This window comes from Amycolatopsis sp. NPDC051045, assembly GCF_040682955.1.
In the GTDB taxonomy this organism is placed as follows: domain Bacteria; phylum Actinomycetota; class Actinomycetes; order Mycobacteriales; family Pseudonocardiaceae; genus Amycolatopsis.
In genome coordinates this window covers 18,673-45,007 of record NZ_JBFBCC010000025.1, presented here as the reverse complement: position 1 = coordinate 45,007, position 26,335 = coordinate 18,673, and the positions used below count along the sequence as shown (strand labels likewise).

24 protein-coding genes are annotated in these 26,335 nt (G+C 72.5%); 10 read left to right on the top strand and 14 right to left on the bottom strand.

Translation table 11 applies throughout. The features are described from left to right. Nucleotides 1-75 precede the first annotated feature (75 nt). Nucleotides 76-1,251, top strand: a complete 1,176-nt coding sequence (locus AB0M80_RS37460; protein ID WP_364574428.1) for a glycosyltransferase 87 family protein — start codon at nucleotides 76-78, stop codon at nucleotides 1,249-1,251. Nucleotides 1,252-1,286: 35 nt separating this feature from the next. On the opposite strand, the gene AB0M80_RS37455 is transcribed toward AB0M80_RS37460, so the two are convergent. Then, nucleotides 1,287-2,213: an MBL fold metallo-hydrolase gene (locus tag AB0M80_RS37455; protein WP_364574426.1), complete on the bottom strand. Its 927-nt coding sequence runs from the start codon at nucleotides 2,211-2,213 to the stop codon at nucleotides 1,287-1,289. An 84-nt stretch (nucleotides 2,214-2,297) separates the two neighbouring features. Here AB0M80_RS37455 and AB0M80_RS37450 point away from each other — a divergent pair, with 84 nt between their 5' ends. Next, nucleotides 2,298-3,245: a LysR substrate-binding domain-containing protein gene (locus AB0M80_RS37450; RefSeq protein WP_364574424.1), complete on the top strand. Its 948-nt coding sequence runs from the start codon at nucleotides 2,298-2,300 to the stop codon at nucleotides 3,243-3,245. On the opposite strand, the gene AB0M80_RS37445 is transcribed toward AB0M80_RS37450, so the two are convergent. The 5 genes from AB0M80_RS37445 to AB0M80_RS37425 all read right to left on the bottom strand — a co-directional run bounded on the left by AB0M80_RS37445 (nucleotide 3,230) and on the right by AB0M80_RS37425 (nucleotide 8,098). Next, nucleotides 3,230-4,030: a serine hydrolase gene (locus AB0M80_RS37445; protein ID WP_364574422.1), complete on the bottom strand. Its 801-nt coding sequence runs from the start codon at nucleotides 4,028-4,030 to the stop codon at nucleotides 3,230-3,232. The two genes, AB0M80_RS37450 and AB0M80_RS37445, sit on opposite strands and share 16 nt — an antisense overlap. Next, nucleotides 4,027-5,100, bottom strand: coding sequence for a Glu/Leu/Phe/Val dehydrogenase dimerization domain-containing protein (locus AB0M80_RS37440; protein WP_364574420.1), 1,074 nt, complete (start codon nucleotides 5,098-5,100; stop codon nucleotides 4,027-4,029). The genes AB0M80_RS37445 and AB0M80_RS37440 overlap by 4 nt, the downstream gene beginning before the upstream one ends. Before the next feature lie 201 nt (nucleotides 5,101-5,301). Next, nucleotides 5,302-6,495 (bottom strand): kynureninase, encoded by a 1,194-nt coding sequence (locus AB0M80_RS37435; RefSeq protein ID WP_364574418.1) that lies wholly within the window; start codon nucleotides 6,493-6,495, stop codon nucleotides 5,302-5,304. Then, nucleotides 6,492-7,286: a tryptophan 2,3-dioxygenase family protein gene (locus AB0M80_RS37430; RefSeq protein WP_364574416.1), complete on the bottom strand. Its 795-nt coding sequence runs from the start codon at nucleotides 7,284-7,286 to the stop codon at nucleotides 6,492-6,494. Before AB0M80_RS37430 ends, AB0M80_RS37435 begins: the two co-directional genes overlap by 4 nt. Beyond that, nucleotides 7,283-8,098, bottom strand: coding sequence for a PaaX family transcriptional regulator C-terminal domain-containing protein (locus AB0M80_RS37425; RefSeq protein ID WP_364574414.1), 816 nt, complete (start codon nucleotides 8,096-8,098; stop codon nucleotides 7,283-7,285). Before AB0M80_RS37425 ends, AB0M80_RS37430 begins: the two co-directional genes overlap by 4 nt. 48 nt (nucleotides 8,099-8,146) lie before the next feature. Between AB0M80_RS37425 and AB0M80_RS37420 the strand changes: the two genes are divergently transcribed. From AB0M80_RS37420 to AB0M80_RS37400, 5 genes are all read left to right on the top strand, one after another. Then, nucleotides 8,147-8,899, top strand: coding sequence for a creatininase family protein (locus tag AB0M80_RS37420; protein ID WP_364574412.1), 753 nt, complete (start codon nucleotides 8,147-8,149; stop codon nucleotides 8,897-8,899). Next, nucleotides 8,892-10,412: a benzoate-CoA ligase family protein gene (locus AB0M80_RS37415; RefSeq protein ID WP_364574410.1), complete on the top strand. Its 1,521-nt coding sequence runs from the start codon at nucleotides 8,892-8,894 to the stop codon at nucleotides 10,410-10,412. The genes AB0M80_RS37420 and AB0M80_RS37415 overlap by 8 nt, the downstream gene beginning before the upstream one ends. After that, entirely contained in the window at nucleotides 10,409-11,101 is a 693-nt protein-coding gene (locus AB0M80_RS37410) for an SDR family oxidoreductase (protein ID WP_364574408.1), read from the top strand. Before AB0M80_RS37415 ends, AB0M80_RS37410 begins: the two co-directional genes overlap by 4 nt. Beyond that, nucleotides 11,098-11,925 (top strand): enoyl-CoA hydratase family protein, encoded by an 828-nt coding sequence (locus AB0M80_RS37405; protein ID WP_364574406.1) that lies wholly within the window; start codon nucleotides 11,098-11,100, stop codon nucleotides 11,923-11,925. The genes AB0M80_RS37410 and AB0M80_RS37405 overlap by 4 nt, the downstream gene beginning before the upstream one ends. Nucleotides 11,926-12,160: 235 nt before the next feature. Beyond that, nucleotides 12,161-12,331 (top strand): hypothetical protein, encoded by a 171-nt coding sequence (locus AB0M80_RS37400; protein WP_364574404.1) that lies wholly within the window; start codon nucleotides 12,161-12,163, stop codon nucleotides 12,329-12,331. Nucleotides 12,332-12,368: 37 nt separating this feature from the next. On the opposite strand, the gene AB0M80_RS37395 is transcribed toward AB0M80_RS37400, so the two are convergent. From AB0M80_RS37395 to AB0M80_RS37375, 5 genes are read right to left on the bottom strand one after another with little or no spacing between them, the layout of a single operon-like run. Continuing rightward, the gene (locus tag AB0M80_RS37395; protein WP_364574402.1) at nucleotides 12,369-12,758 is read right to left on the bottom strand and encodes a VOC family protein; all 390 of its coding nucleotides are present in this window, start codon (nucleotides 12,756-12,758) and stop codon (nucleotides 12,369-12,371) included. Continuing rightward, the gene (locus AB0M80_RS37390; RefSeq protein ID WP_364574400.1) at nucleotides 12,758-13,675 is read right to left on the bottom strand and encodes an SMP-30/gluconolactonase/LRE family protein; all 918 of its coding nucleotides are present in this window, start codon (nucleotides 13,673-13,675) and stop codon (nucleotides 12,758-12,760) included. Before AB0M80_RS37390 ends, AB0M80_RS37395 begins: the two co-directional genes overlap by 1 nt. Before the next feature lie 10 nt (nucleotides 13,676-13,685). Continuing rightward, nucleotides 13,686-14,342 carry a histidine phosphatase family protein gene (locus tag AB0M80_RS37385; RefSeq protein WP_364574398.1) on the bottom strand — a complete coding sequence of 219 codons (657 nt, stop codon included), beginning with the start codon at nucleotides 14,340-14,342 and terminating at the stop codon, nucleotides 13,686-13,688. After that, a complete protein-coding gene (locus AB0M80_RS37380) occupies nucleotides 14,343-15,470 on the bottom strand; it encodes a phosphotransferase family protein (RefSeq protein ID WP_364574396.1) in 1,128 nt (375 codons plus the stop codon). Further along, nucleotides 15,467-16,219 carry an SDR family oxidoreductase gene (locus AB0M80_RS37375; protein WP_364574394.1) on the bottom strand — a complete coding sequence of 251 codons (753 nt, stop codon included), beginning with the start codon at nucleotides 16,217-16,219 and terminating at the stop codon, nucleotides 15,467-15,469. Before AB0M80_RS37375 ends, AB0M80_RS37380 begins: the two co-directional genes overlap by 4 nt. Nucleotides 16,220-16,652: 433 nt before the next feature. Between AB0M80_RS37375 and AB0M80_RS37370 the strand changes: the two genes are divergently transcribed. Continuing rightward, on the top strand, nucleotides 16,653-17,582 hold the full coding sequence (locus AB0M80_RS37370; protein WP_364574392.1) for a hypothetical protein: 930 nt from the start codon (nucleotides 16,653-16,655) through the stop codon (nucleotides 17,580-17,582). Nucleotides 17,583-17,628: 46 nt separating this feature from the next. On the opposite strand, the gene AB0M80_RS37365 is transcribed toward AB0M80_RS37370, so the two are convergent. Further along, the gene (locus AB0M80_RS37365) at nucleotides 17,629-20,595 is read right to left on the bottom strand and encodes a LuxR C-terminal-related transcriptional regulator (RefSeq protein ID WP_364574390.1); all 2,967 of its coding nucleotides are present in this window, start codon (nucleotides 20,593-20,595) and stop codon (nucleotides 17,629-17,631) included. A 55-nt stretch (nucleotides 20,596-20,650) separates the two neighbouring features. On the opposite strand from AB0M80_RS37365, the gene AB0M80_RS37360 reads away from it, so the two are divergent. Continuing rightward, a complete protein-coding gene (locus AB0M80_RS37360) occupies nucleotides 20,651-20,968 on the top strand; it encodes a nuclear transport factor 2 family protein (protein WP_364574388.1) in 318 nt (105 codons plus the stop codon). 59 nt (nucleotides 20,969-21,027) lie between these two features. Here AB0M80_RS37360 and AB0M80_RS37355 read toward each other — a convergent pair whose 3' ends face one another. Next, a complete protein-coding gene (locus AB0M80_RS37355; protein WP_364574386.1) occupies nucleotides 21,028-22,662 on the bottom strand; it encodes an acyl-CoA synthetase in 1,635 nt (544 codons plus the stop codon). Between the two features lie 215 nt (nucleotides 22,663-22,877). On the opposite strand from AB0M80_RS37355, the gene AB0M80_RS37350 reads away from it, so the two are divergent. Then, nucleotides 22,878-24,566, top strand: coding sequence for a bifunctional 3'-5' exonuclease/DNA polymerase (locus AB0M80_RS37350; RefSeq protein WP_364574384.1), 1,689 nt, complete (start codon nucleotides 22,878-22,880; stop codon nucleotides 24,564-24,566). 7 nt (nucleotides 24,567-24,573) lie between these two features. On the opposite strand, the gene AB0M80_RS37345 is transcribed toward AB0M80_RS37350, so the two are convergent. Next, nucleotides 24,574-26,331, bottom strand: a complete 1,758-nt coding sequence (locus AB0M80_RS37345; protein ID WP_364574382.1) for a sialidase family protein — start codon at nucleotides 26,329-26,331, stop codon at nucleotides 24,574-24,576. Nucleotides 26,332-26,335 lie beyond the last annotated feature (4 nt).

Sequence of the window (26,335 nt, the reverse complement as noted above, 5' to 3'; positions counted from 1 at the left end):
CCCTACCCGGGTACCACCGGAAGACGGCACCCGGGCACGACGACCGGGCGCCCGCCGTCGACCATCGTGGCGGCCATGGGGATCGGGCGCACCAGGACCGTGATGTCGACCGTGACCGCGGTCTTGGCGCTCGTCGCGGTGGCGTGGTGGTCGCTCGGCCGTCCGCTCGGCGTCGACTCCGCGGTGTACCGCGCCGGTGGCATCGCCGTGCTCCGCGGGGAACCGCTCTACGGGCACCTGTCGGCGCTGCCCGGCTGGGCGCCGGAGCTGCCGTTCACCTACCCGCCGTTCGCGGCGCTGCTGTTCACGCCGTTCGCCGCGTTGCCCGTGCAGTGGTGCTGGGGCCTGGTCGCGATGACCGCGGCACCCGCGCTGGTCCTGGCCCTGCGCCCGTACGCACCGGGCGCCGTGCCGCTGCTCGCCGCGTTCGGCCTGCAGCCGGTGTGGCAGAGCGTCGGGCTGGGCCAGCTCAACCTGGTCCTGATGGCGCTCGTGGTCGTCGACGTGCTGCGCCGGCGCGGCTCCACCGGCGGCGTCCTCATCGGTCTCGCGGCGGCGATCAAGCTGGTGCCGTTGATCTTCGTCGGGCACCTGCTGCTCACCGGCCGCCGGGCGGACGCGTTCCGCGCTCTCGGCACCTTCGCCGCGGCCACCGGGCTGGGCGCCGTGCTGCTGCCGGCCGATTCGGCCCGGTACTGGACGTCGGCGCTGGTCAACGACCACTTCGCCCAGATGAAGGGCTGGGTGGGGAACCAGTCGTGGGCGGGGTTCGCCGCTCGGACGGCGCCCGGTGAGGTCTGGCCGCTCGCGTTCGCGGCGCTGGTGGTGGCGGGCGCCGCGGTCGTCGTCCGGTGGCGGCACCGGGAGGGCGACGACCGCGGCGCGCTGCTGGTCACCGCCGGGTGCGCGCTGCTGGTGAGCCCGATTTCGTGGACGCACCACTGGGTGTGGATCGTGCCCGCGCTCGGGTACCTGCTCGCCGGCGGCCGCCGGTGGTCCGCGCTGCTCCTGGCGGCGCTGTTCACCGGCTGGACGGTGGCGGTGGTACCCGGCGGTCAGGGCCGGGAGCGGACCTGGACCGCCGGGCAGGCGATCATCGGCAACGCCTACCTGCTGGTCGCGGTCGCCGCGGGGGTGCTGCTCGTGGTGGCGGCGATCCGCGGCGGCCCCCACCCGTCCCGGGGGGCGTCCCCAGGTCCAGTCTATCGCCCCCCACTGACGAAACCGCCCGGAAAGCCTTCTCGCGACTGACCTTTCCCCATCACGGCGAGGCTGTGGACAAACGGCTACGGTGTGAACTCGCCGAGGTGATCCAGCACCACGAACTCGCTTCCCGGACTCGCCGCGGCGACCGCCGCGCGCAGCTTGTCCAACCCGCCGTTGGGGTCGTGCGCCTGACCCAGCGGCAGGTCGAAGTCGTCCCAATGCGTCGCCGCCACACAACGGGGGTTTCCCAGTGTGCGCAGCAGGCGTGGCACGTAGTCCCTCACCTTCGCGCCGCCCGCCGGCAGCAGCACCACGTCCGGGCGCAACCCCGCCAGCTCGGACTCGATGTAGTTCGAGCCGCCGAAGTTCAGCACGCTCGCGCCGCCGCCGGACACGGCATACGCCAGCGTGCCGCCTTCGAGCAGGTCCGAGATCACCCGCGGCCGGTCGCGGCGGGACAGTGGCCGCGAACCCGGGAACGCCACCTGGGCCCGGGTGCCCGTCGCCGAATGCAGGGAGCGCAACACCCGGATCGAGTAGCCGTCGAACGTCAGGTCCTCGCCGCCGGTCGCGATCGCGAGCTGGTCCTCCGGGGCACCCAACGCCGCCATGAGACTCAAATGGGTCTCGGTGCCGAGCACCGTCGCTCCCGTGCGTTTGGCCAGGTACGGGACGTCCGTGAGGTGGTCGTAGTGGCCGTGCGTCACCAGGATGTGGTCCGCGTGCAGGAACCCGCGGTCGAGGTAGCCGTCGATCAGCGCGCGGTTCACCGAGAGCGGGGTGCGGGGGTCCGCGCCCGCCGGCGTGTACGTCCCCGTCTTGAACCGGGTCAGCCACGGGTCGATGAGGATCGTCTTCGTCCCGACGCGGATCTCCCAGCCGTTGTTTCCCCACCAGCGCAACGTCATTCCCGAGGCCGCCCGGGCCGTGGCCGGCGCGCCCGCCAGGATGGCCGCGGCCGCTGCGCCCGCCCCGAACAGCCCGCGCCTGCTGAATCCTGTGTCCATACCGGACACCTGACCACGAGCCACGCGTCGCTGTCCAAGATCGATCCGGGGGCATGTCGATAGGGGAACGGCTATCGTCGCAGCGTGGACCACCTCCGTTCGCTGCGGTACTTCCTCGTCGTCGCCGAAGAACTGCACTTCGGCCGGGCCGCCGAGCGGCTCGGGATCGCGCAGCCGCCGTTGAGCCAGCGCGTCAAACGGCTCGAAGCCGAGCTGGGCGCGAAGCTGTTCGAGCGCGGGCGCCGCGTCACGCTCACCGAAGCCGGCGAAGTGCTGCGCGCCGAAGCACGCGACCTGCTCTCCCGCTGGGACCGCATGACGGCGCTCGTCGCGAAAGCCGAGCGCGGGGAGATGGACAGCCTGCGCGCTGGCGTGCCTCCGGAACTGCCCGGCCGGGTGCTGGCCGCGATCTTGACCAGCTTCGCCGAGCAGTGCCCGGCCGTCCGGCTGGACCTGCAGGAGCTGACCACCGCCGAGCAGGCCCGGCTGCTCGCCGACCGCGAACTCGACGCCGGGCTGCTGCAGCTGCCGGTGGACGTCGTCGGGCTCGAACTCGGCCCGGTCGTCGACACCCCGCTGGGCGTGGTGCTCCCCCGCGACTCACCGCTGGCCCGCCGCGCCCAGCTGACCCTCGCCGACCTGGCCGGGGAAGGTCTGGTCCACGCGCCGCGCGCCGCCGCGCCCGGCAGCTACGACGCCCTGCTGCGCACCTGCTGGGACCACGGCTTCCGCCCGGCCGCGGTCCGGCACGCCCGCAACCCGGAGTTCGCACTGGGCCTGGTGCTGGCCGGGCACGGCGTGGCGTTCGAGCCGGGCGCGCGCAAGGAACCGCGCGTGGTGTGGCGCCCCCTCGAAGGCGAGGTGCTGCGGGCGCGAATGGCGTTCGCCTGGCCCTCGACGAGCCCGCACCCGCAGGCCGCGCAGCTGGCGGAAGCCGCCGCCGGAGTGCTCGGAAACGACGGCGTGTCACGGATCGTGCCCCCGGACCCGGGTGCGGCCCGGCCGTGGGACGTCTTCTACGACCGCAGCTGATCGACCGCCGCCCGCGCGGCATCGCCGATCGCGCGGTCGATGTCCGGGCGCCGCAGCGTCTCCGCCCCGCCGGTCGTGAACACCGCGACGGCATAAGCGGTTCCGTCCGGGTAGGTCGCGACGCCGATTTCGTTGCGGATCCCCGGCATCGTGCCCGTCTTGCCCGCCACCGCCACCTCCGGTCCGAACCCCGCGGTCAGCCGGTGCCAGCTGACCTGCGCGGACATCCATTCGCGGACCGGCGCACCCACGTCATCGGCCCAGATCGCCGCCAGCAACGCCGTCATCTCGCGTGGCGTGCTCGCCGTGGTCCGCAGGGGATCCAGCGCCCGCAGCGGCCGGCCGGCCTCGGTGTCCTCGATGATCGTGCGCAGGACGTCCCGCGGCGCGCCGATCACCGTCGTGCGCGTCAGGCCCAGCTCGGCCAGCAGCGACCGGACGTTGTCCACGCCGACGCGGTCGAACAGCAGGTCCGCGGCCGTGTTGTCGGACACCGAAAGGGCCAGCAGTGCCGCGTCCCGCAGGCTGTATTCGACGTCGTCGGCGAAGCCCGCCGAACCGCTGCCGCCGAGGCGGTCCGCCGCGGACGCCCGCACCCGGTCGGCCGGGTCGAGCAGCCCGGCCGCCACCTGCCGCGCGAATTCCAGCGCCAGCGGCACCTTCGCCACCGAAGCCAGGACCACGGGCGAGTCGGCGCCGAAACCGACGGACGACGAGGAACCGAGGCGGCGGGCGTGCAGGAAGCCCCGCACGCCCGCCGCCGCGAAGATTTCTTCGGGACTCACCCGGTCATGATGGACCGCAGCCGCCCGACCTCCGCCATCCGCCGCTCCGCGAGCCGGTCGGCCGCCGTCGCCGGGGGCACGCCGTCGGTCTCGGCCAGCGCGAACACGGCCTTCGTCGTGTCGTAGATGGCTGTCGTCTTGCGCTTCGCGCGGTCGAAATCGAAGCCGTGGCGCTCGTCGTCGACCTGGATCACGCCCCCGGCGTTCACCAGGTAGTCCGGCGCGTACAGGATGCCGCGGTCGGCCAGCTGCTTGTCGATGCCGGCGTGCGCGAGCTGGTTGTTGGCCGCGCCGCAGACGATCCGCGCGCCGAGCACCGGCACGGTCGCGTCGTTCAAGACGCCACCCAGGGCACAGGGCGCGAAGACGTCGAGCTCGGCGCGCAGCAGGGTGTCCACATCGGACGCGACCTGCACGGACGGGTAGCTCTCGAGCGTGCGCGAGATCGCGGGCGCGGAGACGTCGGTGATGGTGACCTGCGCGCCGGCCGCCACGAGGTGCCCGACGAGGATGTGGCCGACCTTGCCGACGCCGGCCACGCCGACGCGCTTCCCCGCCAGCTCCGGGCGGCCCCAGACGTGCTCGGCCGAGGCCCGCATGCCCTGGAAGACACCGAACGCGGTGAGCACGGAGGAGTCACCGGCGCCGCCGTCCTCGGGCGAGCGGCCGGTGACGTACTGGCACTCACGGGCCACGACGTCCATGTCCTGCACGTACGTGCCGACGTCGCACGCCGTGATGTAGCGGCCGCCCAGGGACTGCACGAAGCGCCCGTACGCGCGCAGGAGCGCTTCGGACTTGAGCGTCTTCGGGTCGCCGATGATGACGGCCTTGCCGCCGCCGAGGTCGAGCCCGGCCAGCGCGTTCTTGTAAGCCATGCCCTTGGACAGCGCGAGCACGTCGTCGAGCGCGTCGGATTCGGTGGTGTAGGGGTGGAAGCGCGTCCCGCCCAAGGCGGGTCCGAGCGCGGTGGAGTGGATGCCGATGATGGCCTTGAGGCCACTGGCCTCGTCGTGGCAGTACACGACTTGTTCGTGCCCGGTACCCCGGGCGAACACTCCGTCGGTCACGGTGGTGACTCCTTTGTCTCCCGCGCCCGGTTCGTGGCCGGGACGCGCTTCGGGTGGCCGGGAACCGGTGTCGGGCGGAGGTCGTCCGCCGCTGTGCCGGGTCCCGGCACCAACCTAGATCCCCGCCGTCCGCCGAACCAGTGCAGGTCCCGCGATACGGACCGGTAGCCCGGCATTGAGGGGGTCCATAGGGGACCCCGATCAGCCGCGCACCACCGCGGCGAGCGTGCCCATCGCCGTCTCGAGCTGGGTGTCGGAGAGGTACGGCGCCGGGCCGAAGCGCAGATGGGAGCCCCGGCTGTCGGTGCGGACGCCGTGGGCGGCCAGCGCCGCCTGCAGCCCCGCGGCGTCGGCGCAGCGCAGCGAAAGGAACCCGCCGAGCATCCCGAGCGGCGTCTCGCGGTCGCGGGTGACGACGTCGCCGGGCAACCCGAGCTTGTCGAACACCGAAGCGAGCAAGCCCACCTGGTGCTGCGACACCTCGCGGAGGAACCCCGGCGTGAGCCCGTGTTCGGCGAAGAACCGCTGGACCCGGACCCCGCGGTAGTGGCTCGCCGGGTCGTAGGTGGCGCCGGCGAACCGGTCGCCGCCGATGGCGTAGGGCACCCGGCCGGGGTGGCGCTCATCGGCGAGCGCGCCGAACTCGGCGTACCAGCCGGTGATCACCGGCCGCAGTTCCTGCGCGTGCGCCGGCAGGCGCAGGAAGCAGTTGCCCTCGCCCAGCTGCAGGTACTTGTAGCCGCCACCGAGCACCCACGCGTTGGTGAGCCCGAGGTCGTGCAGCGCGAACGGCACCACCCCGACCGCGTGGTAGGCGTCGACGACGAGCTCGATCGAGCGGTCGCGGCAGACGTCGGCGAGGTGCGCGAGGCCCGGCACGAGCCTCGACGTCTCGAACAGCACGGCCGACACCAGCACCGCGGCGGTGTTGCCGTCGACCTCGCCGGCGACGCGTTCGGCGAGCGTCGTCACCGGGTCCAGCGGGACCCGCACGATCTCGACGCCCTCCTCTTCGAGGCGGGCGAACTGACGGCGCAGGGTGTGGAACTCGCCGTCGGTGGTGACCAGGCGCGGTCTCCGCGGCAGCTCCATCGCCGACAGGAAGCGCAGCACCAGGTCGTGCGTGCTCGCGCCGAGCGCGTACTCGCCGTGCGGGTCGCCGAGCAGCAGGCGGAAGCCCGCGCGCAGCTCGTCCGCCTTCGCGAAGGCGCGCTCCCACTTCCCGTCGACGTCCCGAGCGGCGTCGGCGAACGACTCCAGCAGCCCCTCTTCCGCCACGTCCGGCCAGGCCTGGTGCGAATGCCCGGACAGCAGCAGGCGATCGGCCACCGCGAACCGGGAGTAGTGCGCGGCGAGGGCGTTTTCGTCCGCGCGCAGGTCGTCCAAAGTGGTCACAGTCGGCTCCGTACGGCCCAGAGATCCGGGAACATCGGCTGGAAGAGCGTGGTACGCAGGTAAGTCGCGCCGGATGATCCTCCCGTCCCGGTCTTGTCGCCGATGGTGCGTTCGACCATCTTCACGTGCCGGTAGCGCCACTCCTGCATCCCTTCGTCGAGATCGACCAGACACTCCGCGACGACCGAGGGTCCCCCGTCGTCGCTGTACACGTCCAGCAATATCGCCTGCAGGGCCGGGGACGGCTCCACCGGTCGAGTGACGTCTCGGTCACACTCGACCGCGTAGCCAGAAACCTTGAGGTACGTGAGGAAAGAGTCGAACAACGACGGGCGCGCCATTGCCCCGGCAATGCGTTTCCGCTGCTCGCCGTCCTCGGGGTAGTGCGCGAACACCCGCTCGTCGCGCCGCCCGAGCACCGCTTCCAGCTCGCGGAACTGGGCCGACTGGAAGCCGCTCGAAGCGTCCAAACGGGTGCGGAAACTGGTGAACTGGCTGGGCGTCATGGTTTCCAGCACGTCGATCTGCGCGACCGCGACCTTGAGGATCGTGAGGATCCGGCGCAGCGTGCGGATCGAATGCGCGGTGTTCCCCTTTTCCAGGTTCGACTGGAGGAACGCGGCTTCGTGCAGCATCTGCTTGAACCACAGTTCGTACACCTGGTGGATCACGATGAACAGCAGCTCGTCGTGCTCGTCCGAACGCAGGCGCTGGGCGTTCAGCACATCGTCCAGTCCCAGGTACGAGGTGTAGCTCAAGGCTTCTCGGGTCGCTTGGCTGGGTTCGGTCATCCTCGGGTCACCTCGTCGAAGTGGCGCTGCGCGGGTTTCGCGAGCGCGGTGTACAGGTCGTGGAACAGCTCGACGGCCGCCGCCCGGCGGTCCGGGGCGGGCACCAGGTCGGCGGGCAGTTCGGGGTCGAGCGAGGGGAACATGCGGAAGGTGTGCACCAGCCGGGTGCGCACCTCGAACGCTTCGGCGTCGGGGGGCTCGCGTCCCGCGTACCCGCCGAACTGGCCGACGAACGCGGCGTACCGCGCGGCCAGGTCGTCGAGGTCCCAGGCCCGGCCGGCGAACCGGCGGACGTCCAGCGCGGCCGACGGACGGCCGAGCAGCAGCCCGGCGTGCTCGGTGACGTCCAGTTCGCCGAGGAGCGCGACGACCTCGGCCTCGCGGTCGTGCGGGGCGATCCAGGTGCCGTCGGAGTAGGGCCCGAACCCGAGGAAGCGCAATCGCCTGACCAGGCGTTCCCTGGCCTGGCGACGGCTCTCGGGGATGCTCTGCCACAGCACGGTCCACTCGCTCGCGGCGCGCTCCCGGCGGCCGAGGGAGAAGATCCGGTGGTCGCCGTCGGCGAGCAGCGCGATGGTGCGCCGGGTCAGCGAGTAGTGCACTGTGCGGCCTTCGCGGTGGCGCTGCAGCAGGCCGCGGCGCACCAGGCGGGTGAGCGCGATCCGGGCGGCGCCGTCGGAGAAGCCTAGTTCGGCGAGCACCGCGACCAGGCCGCCCGACCACACCCGGCGGGTCTCGCGCGGGTGCACGTAGCTGCCCAGCAACGTCACGACCAGCTCCTGGGGGCTGGCCTCGAAGGCATCGGCGGGCATGGGCGCAACTCTATACACCTCAGGCGACTGCGGTGTAGCTTGACTTGCGTGACGTACTTCGCGGACCTCAGCTCCCCGCAGGTCGCAGCGTTGGCTTCGGGTGAACGCGTCCCGGTGCTGCTCCTGCCGGTGGGCGCGATCGAGCCGCACGGGCCGCACGCGCCCCTGGGCACCGACCCGCTGATCTCGCGCGGGATGTGCGAGCGCGCGGCCGAGCGGCTGGCCGCGGACGACGACGTCCACGTCCTGGTCCTGCCCGAGGTGCCCTACGGGGTGACGCGGTTCGCCGCCGGGTTCGCCGGCGGGATCCACATCGGCGAGGAGACGCTGCACTCGCTGCTGGTGGACATCGGCGCCGCGCTCATCGGCCAGCGGCTCCGGCGGATCCTGCTGGTCAACAACCACTTCGAGCCCGCGCACCTGGTCACCCTGCGGCGCGCGGTGGAGACGCTGAACTTCGCCTACGGCGGGCGCGTCGCCCTGCTCGACCTGGTCCGGCGGCGGCACGCGCAGCGGCTGACCGAGGAGTTCCGGTCCGGTGAGTGCCACGCCGGGCGGTACGAGACGTCGCTGGTGCTCGCCGACCGGCCCGAACTGGTCGACCAGGCCGTCATGCGGGAGCTGCCGCACGTGCCGGTGAGCCTCGCCGCCGCTCCCGGAGACGGCGGCTTCCTCGAGATGGGGATGACCGAGGCGTACTGCGGCGCCCCGGCCGAGGCGACCGCCGAAGAGGGCGATGCGACCTTCTCGACGTTGACCGACCTGCTGGTGGAAGCGATCCGGGAGCTGGCCCGTGAGTGAGCCGTTCAACCTCGCCACGCACTTCCTCGACCGGCACGTGGCCGAGGGCCGCGGCGACCGGACCGCCCTGCTCGTCGGGGACCGGACGGTCAGCTACGCGGCGCTCGCCCGGCTGACCAACCGGATCGGGAACGTGCTGCTCGACGCCGGTGTCCGAAGAGGGCAACGCGTTTTGCTGGCGCTGAGCGACGGCGACGAGTTCGTCGCGGCCTGGTACGGCGCGCAGAAGATCGGCGCCGTGACGGCCGAGGTGTACCCGTTCCTGCAGCCCAAGGACTACGCGTACTACCTGGGCTACACCGAGGCCGTGGCGGTGCTCGCGGACGCCGTCACGCTGCCCGCGCTGCGCTCGGCGGGTGCGACCGGGATGCTCGTCACGGGCGTGCCCGAAGGTGAGCTGCTGCCGGGTGAACGTCCTTTCCGGACCCTCGTCGACGCGGCGCCGGACACCCTCGAAGCGGCACCGACCACTTTGGCCGACGTCGGGATCTGGAAGTTCACCACCGGCAGCACGGGCGCGCCCAAGGCGTGCGTGCATCCCTTGCGCAGCCCGCTGGAGAGCTTCGATCGGTACGCCATCGGGGTCCTCGGCCTGCGCGAAGACGACCGGGTCCTCGCCGTGCCCAAGCTGTTCTTCGGCTACGCGCGCGATCTGGTGGCGCTGTTCCCGTTCGGCGTCGGCGCGGCCGGGATCGCGTTCCCCGAGCGCAGCACCGCGGACCTGGTGTTCGAGCTGATCGCCCGGTACCGGCCGACCGTCCTGGTCAACGTGCCGACCATGATGAGCGCGATGGTCGCGCACCCGGCCGCGGCGGAGCAGGACCTGAGCTGCCTGCGGATGGCGACGTCGGCGGGCGAGGCGCTGCCTCCGGAACTGCACCGGAAGTGGGACGCGGCCTTCGGGGTGCCGGTGGTGGACGGGATCGGCTCGTCCGAGGCCTACCACATCTACCTGTCGAACCGGCCGGGTGCCGCGCGCGCCGGCACGCTCGGCACGCCCGTTCCCGGCTACACCGCGCAGGTCGTCGACGAGCTCGGGAACCCGTTGCCGGACGGGGAAATCGGGCCGCTGCGCGTGACCGGGCCGACGATCGCCCTGGAGTACTTCGGCGACCCGGAGAAGTCCGCGCGGACGTTCGACGGCGACACGCTGACCTCGGGTGACCTGTTCAGCCGCAGCTCCGACGGGTACTTCCGGCACCACGGCCGCGCCGACGCGCTGCTCAAGGTCGGCGGGGTGTTCGTCGCGCCCGGCGAGATCGAGGACTGCCTGCTCGGCCACGCTTCCGTGGTGGACTGCGCGGTGGTCGGGCACGAAGTCGGCGGCTTGGTCGTGCCGCGCGCGTACGTCGTGCTGCGGCCCGGCTCCCCGGTGTCGGCGGAAGAGCTGAAAGAACACGCGAAAGCCCACCTGGCCAAGCACAAGTACCCCCGCGAGGTGGTCTTCATGACCGAACTCCCCCGCACCGCCAACGGAAAGCTCGACCGGCGCGCGCTGGCGGGCCGCAAGTGAGCCGCCTGGTGGTGGTCACCGGCGGCACGCGCGGCATCGGCGCGGCGATCGCGGACCGGTTCCGCGCCGCGGGTGACACGGTGCTCGCGCCGGGCCGCGCCGAATGCGACGTGACCGACGAGGAAGCTGTGTCTTCTTATTTCTCTTCGGCGGGACCGGTCGACGTGCTGGTCAACAACGCCGGGATTTCCTCGAGCGCCCCGGTTTCCCGGACTTCGCTGGCTGATTGGCATCAGCAGCTGGAGGTCAACGCGACCGGTGCGTTCCTGTGCACCCGGGCGGTGCTGCCGGGGATGCGCGAGCGCGACCGCGGCCGGATCGTCACGGTGGCGTCGACGGCCTCGCACGTCGGCTACCGCTACACCGCCGGCTACACGGCGTCGAAGCACGCGGCAGCCGGGCTGATGCGGGCGGTGGCGGCGGAGCTGGCCGGCACCGGCGTCACGGCGAACGCGGTGTGCCCGGCGTTCGTGCGCACCGACATGACGGCTTCCTCGGTGGCACGGATCGCCGAGCGGACCGGGCGTGATGCCGCCTCGGCGGAATCCGCGTTGGCGGCGGCCTCCCCGCTCGGCCGGCTGCTGGAACCTTCCGAGGTGGCGTTCGCCGTCACCTTCTTGGCGGCACCCGAAGCCGCCCCGATCAACGGCCAGACCCTCGTACTCGACGGCGGAGGAATCCAGACATGAGCCCGTTCCGCGCGACCGCACCGCTGACGAAGGAGTGGGAGCACTTCGAGTTCACCGTTTCCGACGGCGTGGCGACCGTGACGTTCACCCGCCCGGAGAAGCTGAACGCGCTGACCTTCGACGTCTACGCGGACCTGCGGGACCTGATCACCGAGCTCCCGCAGCACGACGACGTGCGGGTGCTGGTGATCACCGGTCAGGGCCGCGGGTTCTGCTCGGGCGGCGACGTCGAGGAGATCATCGGCGAGCTGCAGAAGTTCGAGACGGCGGCCCTGCTGGAGTTCACCCGCATGACGGGCGCGGTGGTGAAGGCGCTGCGCGAGTGCCCGCTGCCGGTGATCGCGGCGGTCAACGGCGTGGCGGCGGGCGCGGGCTCGGTGATCGCGCTGGCCAGCGACTTCCGGCTGCTGGCCCGGTCGGCGAAGTTCGCGTTCTTGTTCACGAAGGTGGGGTTGGCGGGAGCGGACATGGGTTCGGCCTACCTCCTGCCCCGGCTCGTGGGTCTCGGCCGGGCGACGGAGCTGCTGATCCTGGGCGACAAGGTCGATTCCGCCCGGGCGGACGCCATCGGCTTGGCCACCCAGGTGGTTCCCGATGAGGACCTGCCTGCGGCGGCCGCGGCACTGGCTCGGCGGTTGGCCGACGGCCCGGCACTGGCGTACGCGACGACGAAGGTGCTGCTGACCCGCGAGCTGGACATGGACCTGGGCAGCGCGATCGAGCTGGAGGCGATCACGCAGGCGTTGCTGATGACGGCCAAGGACCACAAGGAGTTCTACGCCGCCTGGTCCGCGGGACGGGAACCCCGGTGGACTGGCCGCTGACCCCCTCCTGTCACCAGGACGGGTTTGCGGTGCGGCGAACTCGGGCATCCTTCACGCAAGAATCGCGCTCACTGGGGGTGACGGATCCGTGGTGTTTCTCAGGTTGGGCTCAAAACTCGGCCGGAAGTGGGCCTCGCCGCAGGCGAGGGAACGCAGCGAACGGCTGAATGCCAAGCTCGATTCGTGGTCGGTGAGGCACCGGTTGTGGTCTTCTGCGATCGCGGCGGTGGTGGGCGTGGCGTTCGCTTGGGTGATTTCGGTGAAGTACGACGGGGCGACCACCGGCGAGTTCGTCCTGTGGTCCTTGGTCCTGGCTCCGATCGGGTTCGTCGGCGAGTGGATCCGGGTGACCCGCCTCAAACGCCGCAACGCCAGGAACCGGGGACGGTCCGCGGACGACGGTTGACGTTCCCGAAAGCTCCGCTTCGGCCGCGGGGACCGCGTCAGGGCACCACTTCGCCGAGGCCGATCAGATTGCCCTCGCAGTCGCGGAACCACGCCGCCCGCTCGCCGCTGCCCTTGCTCGGGTAGTTGCCGCGGATCTCCATGATGCTGCCGCGCATCCCGTCGTACTCCTCGAACACCACACCGCGCTCGCGCAGCACGGCGACCGTCGCTTCGAGGTCGTCGACGTAGAAGGCGACCTGCGTGAACGACCCGTCGGACGCTCCGGCCGAGGCGTACAGGCAGAAGACACCCGACGCGCCTTCGTACCGCAGGCCGCCTTCGCGTTCCTCGACCGCCTCGAGCCCGAGCTTCTCGGCGTACCAGCGCCGGGCGCGGGCCAGGTCCTGGGTGGGGATGCGCGCTTCGATCCGGACGTTGCTCAGCATCACCCGATGGTAGGGGTCACCGCGATCGCCGACTCCTCCAAAGAGCCGAAGTAGAGCTTCCCCCGCCACTCGCGGACGCCCACGAGCATGTGGAAACCGGGGATTTCCCCGCGCAGCTCCCGCTCCACCTTGCCGTCCGCCGCGACGCCCAGCACGCCGACTTCACGGCCCGGGCGGGGCTGCAACGACGGCGGCAGCCTGCGGATCCCCGCCCGCGCGAACGCCGGCAGGCGGCGCACCACGTCCAGCGCCGCCACCCGCGGCGACGCCTGCGTGATCCAGATCAGCCCGTCCGTGCCGGTCGAAATGTTGTCGGGGAAGCCCCACAGGCCGTCGATGAAGACGTCGGACCGGCCGTCGCGGAGCCACACGCGCGACACGCGGCACGCGCCGGTCTCCGCCACCGCCACGAACGACTCGTCCGGGGCCAGTGCGACGCCGTTCGCGAACTGGAGGCCGTCGAGGAGCAGGTCGATCGAGCCGTCCGGGGTCCTCCGGAGCAGGCGGCCGCCCGCGGTCTGCTCGATCAGGTCGTCGCGCCAGCTGTCGATGCCGAAGCGGCGCGAGGAGTCCGTGAAGTAGATCGTCCCGTCCGCGGCCACCGCTGCGTTGTTGCAGAACACGAAATCGAGGCCCAGCGCCGAAGTGGCCAGCACCGACGGCGTGCCGCCCGCGAGCGGCACCACCAGCAGCCCGGCTCGCGCGTCGCAGATCAGCAGCTCGTCGTCGCCGTGGAGTTCCAGGCCGAGCGGGCGGCCGCCGGTGTCGGCGATGACGTCGATCCGCCGTCCGTCGGGTGCCAAGCGCAGGATGCGCCCGTCGTCGACGCCGGTGTAGATCCGGCCTTCGCCGTCGACGACGACGTCCTCCGGGCCGTGGCCGTTCACCGGGATGACCGTGACCTCGCCGAACCGCATCGCGTGCCTCCTACCGATAGGTGAGCAACGAGGCCGCGTCCGCCTCGAAGTGCGGGTGCTCGTTGAACGACAGCATCGTGACGCCACCGCGTCCGGACACCAGCTTGGTGATCCCGCCGTTGACCGTGACGCGGTTGAGCTTGAGCAGCCCGGCTTCCGGGGTGCCCAGCAGGGCACCGCAGATCGTGGCGATCACGCCGCCGGAGGTGAACACGACCGCGTGCTCCCCCTTGCCCAGCGACGCCACCAGGTCTTCCAGCGCGCCGCGGCACCGGGCGAGGAACGCGGGCCAGGTTTCGGCGCACGGCCCCGAGGAGCCGGCCGAGGTCCACGCGGTCAAGGCCGCGTCCAGAACCCCTTGGTAGGCCCGGGAATCCTCCTGCGGCGCGCCACCGGCGTGGTGGAGCGCGATGTCGACGTGGTCGTACTCGTTCCAGCGCGGATCCTCCACCACCGGGACGTCGCTGCCGAGCACCTTCAGCGCCGTGGCCGCGGTGTCGCGCTGCCGGGCCAGCGTTCCGGACCGGACCTGGCTGAAGGAGACGCCGCGCCGCAGCAGTTCCGCACCGACCACAGTGGACTGTTCGAAGCCGCGCGGGGACAGCGCGTCGTAGTCGGCGGCGCCGAACGACGCCTGCCCGTGCCGGACGAGGTAGATCGCGCCCACTCAACCCTCCTTGGGGGGGTCCAGGGGGGCTTGCCCCCCGGCCGGGGTCTGGGGCTTGGCCCCAGAAGACACGACCTTCCCCTTCGCGATGATCTCGCGGCAGCGCCAGTCCAGGTACCCGACGAACTGCCAGAAGTCCTTGAACGCCGGGTTGCGGGTGGCGCCGTCGCGGTAGCGCCGGTACAGCTGCTGCAGGACCGCGGCGAGCCGGAACAGGCCGTAGACCTCGTAGAACCGCCAGTCGCCCACGTCGAGCCCGGTCTTCTCGGCGTAGCGGGCGACGAACTCCTCGCGGGTGAACATGCCGGGCAGGTGCGTCGGCTGGCGGCGGCTCGCGTGCATGGCGTCGTCGTCCCCGGCCTGCACCCAGTAGGCGAGCATGCTGCCCAGCTCCATCAGCGGGTCGCCGAGCGTGGCCAGCTCCCAGTCGAGCACGCCGGTGATGCCGAGCGTCGACGGGCCGTCGAGCACCAGGTTGTCGAGCCGGTAGTCGTTGTGGATCAGGCAGATCTTCACCTCGGCCGGCTGGTGGTCCGCCAGCCACGCGCGCACCTCGGCGAAGTCGCCGACGTTGTCGGTGCGCGCCGCGACGTACCGCTCCGACCAGCCGCGGATCTGCCGCTCGACGTAGCCCGCGCCCTTGCCGAGGTCGGCGAGCCCGGCCTTCCCGACATCGACGGCGTGCAGGTCGACCAGCCGGTCGACGACCTTGCCGGACAGCTCGCGCGCCCGCTCGGGCGGCAGCGTCATCCCCGGCGGCAGGTCGCCGCGCAGGATCAGGCCGTCCAGCTTCTCCATGACGTAGAAGTCGCCGCCGAGCACGGCCGGGTCGTCCCCGAACGCCACCATCCGCGGCACGTACGGGAACACCGGCTTCAGCGCGTGCTGCACGCGGTACTCGCGCCGCATGTCGTGCGCCGACGCGGCTTTGTACCCGGCCGGCGGGCGGCGCAGGATCAGCTCGCGGCCGGGGTAGGTCAGCAGGTACGTCAGGTTGGACGCGCCGCCGGGGAACTGCCGGACGCGCGGCGGCTCGTCCCCGAGGCCCTCGGTCTTCGCGCTCAGCCAGGCGTGCACCGCGGCGGCGTCGAAGACGTCCTCCGCGCGGACCTCGACGGTGGCGTTCACGCGAACTTCCGCAGCAGCGCGGCCGGGACCACGCGCATGACGACGCTCAGCGGCACCCACGGCCACGCCGGGACGTAGGCCCGGGCCGGCTCGGCCTCGATCGCCTTGACCAGCGCCCTGGCCCCGGTTTCGGCCTTGGCCAGCAAGGGGTTCCGGCCGATCCGGTCGTTCATCTCCGACTCGATGTAGCCGGGCCGGACGTCGGTGACGGCGATGCCCTTGCGCTTCAGCTCGATCCGGGTGCCGTCGACGAACGCCGAGATCCCGGCCTTCGACGCGGCGTACGCGGTGAGGTGGCCCGGGAACCCGCGGAGCGCGCTGAACGACGAGACGACGGCGAGGTGGCCGGCGCCCTGCTCGCGGAAGATCCCCGCGGCCGCCTCGATCTGCGCCGCGGCCGCGACGAAGTTGACCTCGAGGGTCTGGCGGTTGGCGTCGAACCGGCCCTTGCCGACCGGCTGCCCCTTCCCGAGCCCGGCGTTCACAATCACCCGGTCGAGGGACCCGAGCTCGGCGCGGAACTCTTCGAAGACGGTGAACACGCGGTCGTGGTCGGTGACGTCGAGGGTGCGCGTGACGACCTTGATCCCCGGGTGCGCTGCTCGGAGTTCTTTGGCGAGTGTTTCCAGCCGCTCGGTGCGCCGCGCGCACAACGCGAGGTTGCGCCCCTTCGCCGCGAACTGGCGCGCCATCCCCTCGCCCAACCCGCTGCTGGCGCCGGTGATCAGGATGTTCTTCCGGAGCGTCATGCAAGGAATTTACCGCGGCGCGAAGTGCCTCCGTTGAGGGCGGTGGTGGGGAGGAAGGCGGATCTACCCGGTGGTAACAAGACCGGTGGCCCGGCGCTGGGGGCGTCGCCGGGCCACCGGTCATCGCGCGGCCACACCGGCCGGTCGCACAACGCGGCCGGGGTGAACCGGAGCCGGAACCGCTCTCGCGGCCGGTCGCACCTGCGCCCGGGTGGGCCGTGAGGGGGAGGCGGGCCACCGGCGCAGGCAAGTCATACAAGCGCGTCCGCCCAGGCCGGGGCAATGGTTCACAGTTGCCAGTACTAGCCCGTTCGCCCGAGGGGGCCGCCCGGCAACCCCACCGAAGAGGGACGCGGAGAGCGCGGGGAATGCTGCTAACGTGCTCGTGTCGGGGATCGTCGGGGGACGGCACGGGGCGGGTCGGGATTCAGCAATGGCGGGCAGCACGGCGGGTGACGGCCACGAGAGTGGGCGCACCGCGTTCGCCATCCAGCTGCGCGCGGCCATCGCCACCAGCGGGCTGTCGCTCGACCGGATCCAGGCGCGGCTGCGGGCCCGCGGCGTCGTCGTCAGCGTCACCGCACTCAGCTATTGGCAGTCCGGCAAGCGGCAGCCGGAGCGCCAGAGTTCGCTCTCGGCCGTCCGCACGCTCGAAGAGATCCTCGACGTCCCCGCCGGGTCCCTGCTCGGGCTGCTGCCGCCGCCCCGGCCCCGCGGCGGCGCCGGGAAGCGCCAGGCCGGCGCCGAGCCGATGTCGTTCCCGCGTCAGGTCCTGCAGCCGCTGCTGGACAAGGTCGGCGCGCCGTACGCGCTCGACCGCCGGCAGCCGCTGAAGATGGTCGGGCTGCACGACCTGTGTGAGATCGCCGCGGACGGCGGGCAGCGCGCGGTGACCGCGCGAGCGGTGTTCCAGGCCGCCGCGGACGGCCAGGACCGCTGGCTGCTCGTGTACACGCAGGACGACCCGGCGGCGGGCGTCCCCGAACTGCACGCCGTGCGCAACTGCCGGGTCGGCCGCGCCGAGATCGACGAGACCCACGGCCTGATCGTCGCCGAACTGCTCTTCGACCAGCCGATCAACCGGGGCGAGACGCACCTGATCGAGTACACGCTGACCAACAGCGGGCCGCCGTACCCGGAGTGCCGCAACACCCACTACCGCGAGTTCCGCCGCCCGGTGCGGGAGTACCTGCTGGAGGTCCGGTTCGCGCCGGGCACCGCACCCGAGCGCTGCTGGCAGTACACCCGCAACGGCGCGACCGGCACGCTCGCCCGCCGCCCGCTCAAGCTCGACGGCGCCGACGGCGTCCACGCGGTGGCGTTCGACTTCGGTCCCGGCGTCTTCGGCATCGACTGGGACTGAGCCCGCGTACCCGGGCAGGTACGCGGGCCGGCTCTGCGGGTACGTGTCAGCTCGGGTGCGCCGCGGCGAGCGTGGCCAGTTCGGTGCGGTTCGCGATGCCGAGCTTCGCGTAGACATGGGCCAGGTGCGTCTTCACCGTGCCGCGACTCATGAACAGCCGGGTGCCGATCTCGGGGTTGGTGCAGCCCTCGGCGGCCAGCTTCACCACCTCGAGCTCGGTCGGCGTCAGGCTGCCCCAGCCGCTCGACGGCCGGCCGCGGTTGCCGCGGGTCCGGCGCACGAACGCGACGACGTCGTCGAGGCCCATCGGCGCCTCGGCCGTCGCGAGCCCGAGCGCGGCCAGCCCGGCCTGCTCGGCGGGAGGGCGGGGGACGCCCAGTTCGGCCCGTGCCCGGTCGGCCGAGACGAGCACGCGCGCGGCGTCGGCCTCGCGGCCGGTGCGCGCGAGCAGCGTGGTCAGCGCGTCGAGACTGGCCAAGACGCCCAGCCGGAGGCCGTGGTCGACGCGCAGGCTCAGCGCTTCGTGGTGCAGGTCGGCGGCCTGCTCCGGCTCCGCCAGGTACCCCTGCTGGTCCAGTGCGTCCGCCAGCAGCGACGGCAGGGCCCAGCGGCGGGTGAGGTCGACGGCGGTGGCCAGCACCTCCGCGGCCTCTTCGGTGCGGCCGAGCGCACGCAGCACGGCGCCGCGCTCGGCGAGTCCCTGCGCGGCCATGTACGTCCCGGGCACGGCTTCGCGCTCGAACCAGCGCAACGCGGCTTCGAACTCGCCCCGTCGCCGGTGCAGCTCGCCCAGCACGCCGGCCATGCCCGGCACGAAGACCTCGCCGGCGGTTTCCACCAGCCGCAGGAACGGCTCCATCACGCGGAACCCGGCGTCGACGTCCCCGGCCGTGCCGTGCACCAGCGCCAGGCGGCACAGCGTCGTGTTGACCCGGTGGAAGTCGCCGAGCGGCGCGGCCACGTCGACGGCGCGCTCGGCGAGTTCGCGCGCCCGCGGCAGGTCCGCCGCGGCGAGCGCGATCCCGGACCGGACACTGAGGACGGTCGAGGCCAGGCCCCGGTCGCCCCGGCTCAGCAGTCCGCCGGCCGCCTCGTCGAGCAGCGGCGCCGCCTCGTCGTGGCGGTCGCGCGTGAACCGGACGATCCCGCGCAGCATCAATGCGCTGTCCCGCGCGAAGCCGTCTCCGGCGTCCTCCGCGACCTTCGCGGCTTCGACGGCGAGGTCCCAGGCGGTGTCCAGATCCGTGTACAGGTGACCGAGGGCGGTGAGAGAAACACAACGCGCGCGCAGGCCCGCATCGCCGACTTCGGTGGCGATGTCCAGGCCCTGCCGCGCGGCTTCGAGGTCGAACGGCGCCGTCGTGTCCGCGACCAGTCCCATCCCGGTCAACAGCCGGGCCTGCAGCGGCGTCCGATCCTCCGGGCACCGGGCGACCGCGCGCTTCAGGTAGGCCAGGCCCTCGTGGCCGCGGCCACGCAGGTTCCACAGCCACGCGACGGCGGCGGCGAGCCGGCGGCCGCGGGAGGCGTCGTCCTGCGCCAGCCCCCATTCCAGGGCCGCGCGCAGGTTGTCGCGCTCGGGCTCCACCCGGGCCCGCCAGGCGTCCTTGTCGCGGTCGAGCTCGGGCTCGGCGGCTTCGGCCAGCGCGAGGTAGTGGTCGAGGTGGTGGTCACGGGCGGCGGTGGTCTCCCCCGCCTCGGCCAGCCGGGCCGCCGCGTATTCGCGGAGCGTCTCCAGCAGCCGGTACCGGCCGCCTTCGGCCAGCACCAGTGACTTGTCGACGAGCCGGCCGAGCGCGGGCAGCACGGCCGGGCCGCCCGCGGCGTCCAGGGTGAACCCGCCGGCGAACACCGCGAGCCGCCGGAACAGCGCGCGGTCGTCGGCGCCGAGCTGGTCGTGGCTCCACGCGATCGAGCCTTCGAGGGTCCGCTGCCGCGCGGGCACCCCGCGCGGACCGCGGGTGAGCAATGCGAACCGATCGTCTAGACCGGCGTCGATCTGGTGCGGGGCCAGGGTTCCGAGCCACGCCGCGGCCAGCTCGACGGCCAGCGGGATGCCGTCGAGCCGCGTGCAGATCGACCGGACGGCGGCCGCGCTCGAAGTGTCCAAGGTGAACAGCGGCCGGACCGCGCCCGCGCGCTCGACGAACAGCGCGACGGCCTCCTCGACGGCCAGCGGCGGCACCCGCCACACCGTCTCCCCCGGCACGCCCAGGGGCTCCCGGCTGGTCGTCAGCACCGCGACCTCGGGGCAGGACCGCAGCAGTTCGACCGCGACGTCGGCGGCGCCGTCGAGGACCTGCTCGCAGTTGTCGAGGCAGAGCAGCGCGCGCCGGTCACGCAGCTCCGTCGCGACCGAGCGCGCCGCGCCGACGTGGGGCTCCACCGGCACGCCGAGCGTCGCGGCGACCAGTTCGGCGACCTCGGCGCGCCCGGTCACGGCGTCGAGCTCGACCCACCAGACGCCGCCGGGCCACCCGGCCGTGGCGGCGACCTGCGCGGCCAGCCTCGTCTTGCCGCTGCCGCCCGGCCCGGCCAGCGTGACGAGCCGCGTCCCGGCGAGCTGCCGCCGCACCTCGCGTACCTCGGCGTCGCGGCCGACGAACCCGGTCAGCTGCACGGGCAGGTTGTTCGGGACGGCGTCGAGCGAGCGCAGCGGCCGCGGATCGGGCGGCTCGCCGAGTTCGAAGACCCGCTCGGACGCGGTGAGGTCCGGCAGGCGGTGGACGCCGAGGTCGTGCAGCGTCACGGCGTCCCCGAGGGCCGCCGCGGTGCGCGCCGACACGAGGACCCGGCCGTCCTCCGCCAGCGCGCGCAGCTGTTCGCAACGGCGGACGGCGGAGCCGGCAGGCGTGCCGTCGTCGCGGATCAGCACGTCGCCGGTGTGCACGGCCGCCGGGCCGCCGGTCAGCGCCGTGAGCGCCTCGTCAGGGGTCGCGAAGACGACGGGGGCGGCGTCACCGGCGCAGAGGATCGTGACCGTGCCGGCCGGGAGGAGTTTCGTCGTAGTCATGGCCCGGCCAGTCTGCCAGCGCATCTCGGCCAGGTGGCCGATGTAGGCGCACTCGGTGCCTGCGACCTTCGAAGCCGTGGAGACGTTCGAGGAACTGCTGGCCCGCTGGCGCGACGCCGACGCGGACGGCGACACCGAGGCTTTGGCGCCGCTGCTGGCCGAGGGCTTCCGCGGCGACGGCCCGGCCGGGCGCGTGCTCGGCAAGGCCGGCTGGCCCGGCCGCGTCCCGGCGGGCGCGTTCCGGTGGACGAGCCTGCAGGTGACGCCGGCAGTCGGCGTCGCGACCGGGCGCCGAGACGGCGTCGCCTGCACGGTGGTGGCCGAGCGCCGGGACGGGCGCTGGCGGGTGGTCAACGTCCAGCGGGGCTCATGACAACCGCTTTTCGGGGGTCCGGGTGGCGAAGCCCCCGGCCCGAGGCGAAGCCTCGGTTGTCACAGCAACTTGGTGCGCAGCACCTTCCCGGTCGCGTTGCGCGGCAGCTCGTCCAGGAACTCGACGTCCCGCGGCACCTTGTAGCGCGCCAGGTTCGCCTTGACGTAGTCGCGGACCTCGTCGGCGTCCAGGTCCGCACCCTCCGCCCGGACCACGAACGCCTTCAGCCGCTGCCCGAACTCCGGGTCCTCGACGCCGATCACCGCCGCCTCGATCACGTCCTCGCGCTCGACCAGCAGGTTCTCCACCTCGATCGGGAACACGTTCTCGCCGCCGGAGACGATCATCTCGTCGTCGCGGCCGTCGATGAACAGCAGGCCGTCTTCGTCGAAGTGGCCGACGTCGCCGCTGGAGAGCAGGCCGTCGATGATCTCCTTGTGGCGGCCGTCGGTGTAGCCGCCGAAGCTGAGGCCACTGCCGACGAACACGCGGCCGGTCACGTTCGGCTCGGTGATGGGGCTGCCGTTCTGGTCGTAGAGCGCCACCTTGCAGCCGACCGGTGCGCGGCCGACCGTGCCGGGGGCCTTCGCCCAGTCCGCCGGCGTCGCGACCGTCGCCACCGCGACCTCGGTCGAGCCGTAGAGGTTGTGCACGACCGGGCCGAACGCCTCGTTCGCCCGGTTGCCCAGGTCGGGCGAGAGCGCCGAGCCGGCCACGAAGATGATCCGCAGCGCCGACGTGTCGTACTTCTGCCGGACCTCCTTCGGCAGGTCGACGATGCGCTGCAGCATGGTCGGCACCAGCACGAGCGCGGTGCACTTGTGCTCGGCGACGCCGCGCAGCGCCTCTTCGGGGTGGAACTTGCGCCGCATGACGACCTTCGAGCCGAGCGCGAAGGAGAGGATGAACTGGGACAGGCCGGTGCCGTGGAACAGCGGCGCGCCCATGTAGGTGGCCTCGTTGGACCGCAGGGGGATGCGGTCGAGGAACTGCGCCGACGCCAGCGCGGAGGTGTGCGGCCGCGGCGCGCCCTTCGGCGTGCCGGTGGTGCCGCTGGTCAGCAGCACGAAACCGCCCGGCTTGGCCGGCGGGGGCCACGGCCGGTCGTCGGTGCTGGCGATGATCTCGTCGAGCACCGGGACGGTCCGGTCGGTCAGGTCGGAACCCGGGTCGACCCACGCGAGGTAGCGGTCGACGCCGTCCGGGATCGCGTCGAGCAGACCGGTGAACTCCTGGTCGTAGACGAGGGCGGTGACGCCCTCGCGCTTCGCGACGTCGGCCAGCTGCGGCTTCGCGAACCCGGTGTTCATCAGCAGCAGGCGGACGCCGAGCTTGCCCGACGCGGCCATCGTGAGCACCAGGCCGCGGTGGTCGCGGCACAGCGCGGCGACGACCTGGCCGGGTTCGATGCCGCGCTCGGACCAGGCCCTGGCCAGCGCGTTCGACTGGTCGTCCAGCTGCTTGTAGGTGAGCGGGCCGAGCTCGTCGACGATGCCGACGGCGGTCGGGTCGCGGCGCGCGGAGATGTGGTTGGCGCCGGCGAACGGGCCGAACTTCCGCAGCGCGACCAGCGAGCGCACGCCCTCGTCGAGCCGGGGGAAGGGGACCAGGCCCGCCCGCCGCATCACGTCGACGCTGCGCACCGTCTCGGCCACCTTGTCCGCCATCGTCGTGGCGAGCGCGACCAGGCTCATCCAGGCACCTCCGTTGCTGCGGGGAAGACGGCCCACGCCGACGGCGGGCGTACCGGCGGTATGGGAGCTACTGGAGAGTAAACCAACCGTACGCCGAACGCACCAGCCCGCGAGCGGGCGGAAACCGGCAAGGACATCTGGGGCTCCGCCCCAAGCCGGGGGCTCCGCCACCCGAACCCCCGAAAAATGTCGGTGGTGGTCGGCATGATGTCCGGGTGCAGGTGATCGCCGGGCGGGAGGAGGACGGGAGCTTCACCGTGCACACGCCGTCTTCGACGGTGGCGGGCCTGGACGAGGCCGGTTTCGCGGCGCTCGCCCGGGAGCTGGAGGGGTCGCTCGCGCCGCGGTGGGTGTTCCCGTCGGTGGCGGGGACCTACCCGGTGCTGCTGGCGGCCGGGCTGCGGGTGCGCCGCTGCTACGACCTCGAGCTGGCCGAGGGGCTGCTGCTGGCGTACCAGGGCGCGGAGGAGCAGTCGCGGAGCCTGCGCGCGGCCTGGGCCAGGGCGAACAGTGAAGAGCCGCCCCCGGACTCGGCGGCCGTCGAGCTGGCACAGCCGACGCTGTTCGAGACCCGCGTGCCGACGCTGCCCGAGGGCGTGACGGTCGTCACGGCCGTCCGGCGCGTGCTCGCGGAGCAGGAGCGGCGGGTGGCGGCGGGCGAGCACCCGGACCGGCTGCGGCTGCTGCTGGCCGCGGAATCGGCGAGCGCGCTGGCCGCGGCGGAGATGTCGGCCGACGGCCTGCCCTGGCGCGCCGACGTGCACGAAGAGCTGCTGGCGTCACGGCTGGGTCCGCGCGTACCGGCCGGGCAGCGGCCGAAGGCACTGGTCGAGCTGGCGGCGAAGATCAGTGAGGCCTTCGGCGGGCGGCCGGTCAACCCGGACTCGCCGCCGAGCGTGGTCCGGGCGCTGGCCCGCGAGGGGATCGAGGTGACGGCGGCGCGGAAGTACCTGCTGAAGGGGATCGACCACCCCGCCGTCGGGCCGTTGCTGGAGTACAAGGAGCTGTCGCGGCTGTACACCGCGAACGGCTGGGCGTGGCTCGACGAGTGGGTCGCCGACGGCCGGTTCCGCCCGCACTACGTCGTCGGCGGGGTGGTGTCCGGGCGGTGGGCCAGCCGCGGCGGTGGGGCGCTGCAGATCCCGAAGGTGCTGCGCACGTGCGTCCGGGCGGACCGGGGCTGGAAACTGGTGGTGGCGGACGCCGCCCAGCTGGAGCCCCGGGTGCTCACAGCGTTGTCGGGCGACCGGCAGCTGGCCGACGTCGCGGCGGCGACGGACCTGTACGCGCGGCTGGGCGAGGCGCTGTTCTCCGGCGGCCGCTGGGTGCCGGCCGCCGGCGACGACCGCGACGACCGCGCCCGGGCGAAGATCGCGATGCTCTCGGCGATGTACGGCGGCACGTCCGGGGAAGCGGGGCCGCTGCTCGGGCTGCTGCGGCAGCGCTTCCCGGACGCGGTGTCCTATGTGGAGCGTGCGGCCCAGGCGGGCGAGCGCGGCGAGCGGGTCCGGTCCCGGCTGGGCCGGACGTCCCCCGCGCCCTCCGCGGCGTGGCGGGCGTTGACCGGCGGCTTGGCTTCGGACGAAGCCGGGGAGCTGAAGGCCCGCCGGGCATCACGCGGCTGGGGCCGGTTCACGCGGAACTTCGTGGTCCAGGCGAGCGCGGCGGACATGACGGCGGTGATGCTGGCAACGCTGCGCACTCGCCTCCCGGCGCCGGCGCACCTGGTCTTCTTCCAGCACGACGAGGTGATCGTCCACACCCCGGCCGAGCTGGCCGCTTCCGTCAGTCAGTCCATTGTGGACTCAGTGACGGAAGCGGCCAGAATGCTGTTCGGCCCGGCCTGCCCGGTCCGCTTCCCGATGCAGACAGCCGTGGTCGACACCTACGCCGACGCAAAGTAGAGCCGTGCTACGGGAACATCGGCAGGCTCTGTGTTCCGACGTCCTGGTTCGGCAGGGTCCGGCCCGGGTTGCCACGGAAGTCGGTCCAGCACGGGTGCAGCCGGAAGTCGGCGCCGACCGCCGCCGCCGTGTAGTCGCCGATGAACACGCCCTGGAGTTCCTTGCCGGTCACCGCGCCGGTCGAGACGAACTGGACCTGTGGGTTCGCCGTCTGCGTGGTGATCCTGCGGAGCGGGGACAAGCCGTCGCCCCAGCCGATGGCGTAGGCGTAGTCGAGCCCGATGCCACCCGGGTCGTAGGCGCGCGTGTAGAAGGTGACGGCCACGCGCCCGGCCAGCGCCGCGACCGCCGGGAACACCTCATCGGCGCCCGTGCCGATCTTCACCGGCTTCGACCAGCCGTGGCGCCCGTCGGACCCGCTGAGGAAGGCGTCGCCGTTCGTCTTGACCGACTCGCCGTCGCGGTAGGTGCCGTTGCGGTCGTCGGCCCAGGTCACCCAGAGCCGGTCGGTCACCCGGTCGTAGGTCAGCTGCGGGAAGCTGTTGACCCGGAAGTTTTCGCCGGTCAGCGCGTTGTTGGCGACGTCTTCGTCGACCGGGAAGTCGAAGTCGAGCGCCACCTCGGTGTGCCGGAAGGTCCGGCCGCCGTCGCGCGAGGTCGCCACGACGACGGCGTCGTGGTCGGCCGGCCGGTCGCACGCGGCCGTCGCGCACACCGCCGTCTCGTAGGCGACCTGGAGCGTTCCGTCGCGGGTGACGACCGGGTTCGAGCCACTGCCGTACGGCGTGATTCCGCCGGAGAAACCGGTCAGCGACGGCGAAATCCGGCGCATCGGCGACCACGTCCGGCCGAAGTCGCGGGACTTCGACACCACGATCGGCGACTCGGTGAACGCACCGCCGGCGTCGTAGGTGAACTGCGTCCAGGTCACGTAGACATCGCCGGAAACGGGGTCGGCGGCGATCCACTCCTTGTCGTTGAAGATGTTCGTGGGCGTCGGCGTGCCGGCCGGGGTCACGCCGTCGAGGTGCAGGATCGCCGGGTCGCCGAAGCTGCGCCCGCCGTCGTGGGACACCGACACCGCGATGCCGCTGGCGAGCTGCTGGTCGTCCGGCACCTCCGCCCGGCTGAACACGAGAGTCGCGTAGTAGACGGTGTTGTGCGGCCCGAAGGCGATGGCCGGGTCACCCGCAGCGTCCAGGTAAGACAGCGGGGCGGGCGCGCCGGTCGGGTAGTCGAGGTGCGGCAGCTGGACGTTCGCCCAGGTCCGGCCGCCGTCGAACGAGGTGTAGGCGAAGCCGCCGGAGTCGTTGCGGGCCTCGCGGGTGTTGTACAGCCGGTAGTCGTTCGCGCCGGCGACGATGTTGCGCGGGTTCTCCGGGTTGACGGCGATGGTCGTCTCGTTCTGGGCGGTGCTGCAGCCGGTTTGGCTGCCGGTCGGCACGATGGTGTCCCCGGCGATGACGTCGGTGTTCGGCGCGAGCGGCCGGTAGGGGTTCGGCTTGCCGAGGTAGGTCTGGCAGAGCGCGGACAGCGCCGGATCGTCGCCGTCCTCCTCTTCCTCCTCGGCGAACCGCTCCTTGAGCAGCGGATTCGGCACATCGTGCCGCGGCTCGGCGATCTTGTGCCTGCTGTGTCCGGGATCCACGGGCAGCGGCGAGCCCCCGGTGGCGGCGTGCGCGGCGGCGGGCGCGAGGACGACGGCGAGCGGCAAGAGGAACGCGGTGCAGGCGGCGAAGATTCTTCGTCGGGTGGAGGAGGACATCGGA

What these genes read in the sequence shown, in the direction of transcription:
- AB0M80_RS37460 (WP_364574428.1), top strand. Translation starts at nt 76, where the DNA reads ATGGGGATCGGGCGCACCAGGACCGTGATGTCGACCGTGACCGCGGTC.
- AB0M80_RS37455 (WP_364574426.1), bottom strand. Translation starts at nt 2,213, where the DNA reads ATGGACACAGGATTCAGCAGGCGCGGGCTGTTCGGGGCGGGCGCAGCG.
- AB0M80_RS37430 (WP_364574416.1), bottom strand. Translation starts at nt 7,286, where the DNA reads ATGACCGAACCCAGCCAAGCGACCCGAGAAGCCTTGAGCTACACCTCG.
- AB0M80_RS37425 (WP_364574414.1), bottom strand. Translation starts at nt 8,098, where the DNA reads ATGCCCGCCGATGCCTTCGAGGCCAGCCCCCAGGAGCTGGTCGTGACG.
- AB0M80_RS37405 (WP_364574406.1), top strand. Translation starts at nt 11,098, where the DNA reads ATGAGCCCGTTCCGCGCGACCGCACCGCTGACGAAGGAGTGGGAGCAC.
- AB0M80_RS37395 (WP_364574402.1), bottom strand. Translation starts at nt 12,758, where the DNA reads ATGCTGAGCAACGTCCGGATCGAAGCGCGCATCCCCACCCAGGACCTG.
- AB0M80_RS37390 (WP_364574400.1), bottom strand. Translation starts at nt 13,675, where the DNA reads ATGCGGTTCGGCGAGGTCACGGTCATCCCGGTGAACGGCCACGGCCCG.
- AB0M80_RS37375 (WP_364574394.1), bottom strand. Translation starts at nt 16,219, where the DNA reads ATGACGCTCCGGAAGAACATCCTGATCACCGGCGCCAGCAGCGGGTTG.
- AB0M80_RS37370 (WP_364574392.1), top strand. Translation starts at nt 16,653, where the DNA reads ATGGCGGGCAGCACGGCGGGTGACGGCCACGAGAGTGGGCGCACCGCG.
- AB0M80_RS37365 (WP_364574390.1), bottom strand. Translation starts at nt 20,595, where the DNA reads ATGACTACGACGAAACTCCTCCCGGCCGGCACGGTCACGATCCTCTGC.
- AB0M80_RS37355 (WP_364574386.1), bottom strand. Translation starts at nt 22,662, where the DNA reads ATGAGCCTGGTCGCGCTCGCCACGACGATGGCGGACAAGGTGGCCGAG.
- AB0M80_RS37345 (WP_364574382.1), bottom strand. Translation starts at nt 26,331, where the DNA reads ATGTCCTCCTCCACCCGACGAAGAATCTTCGCCGCCTGCACCGCGTTC.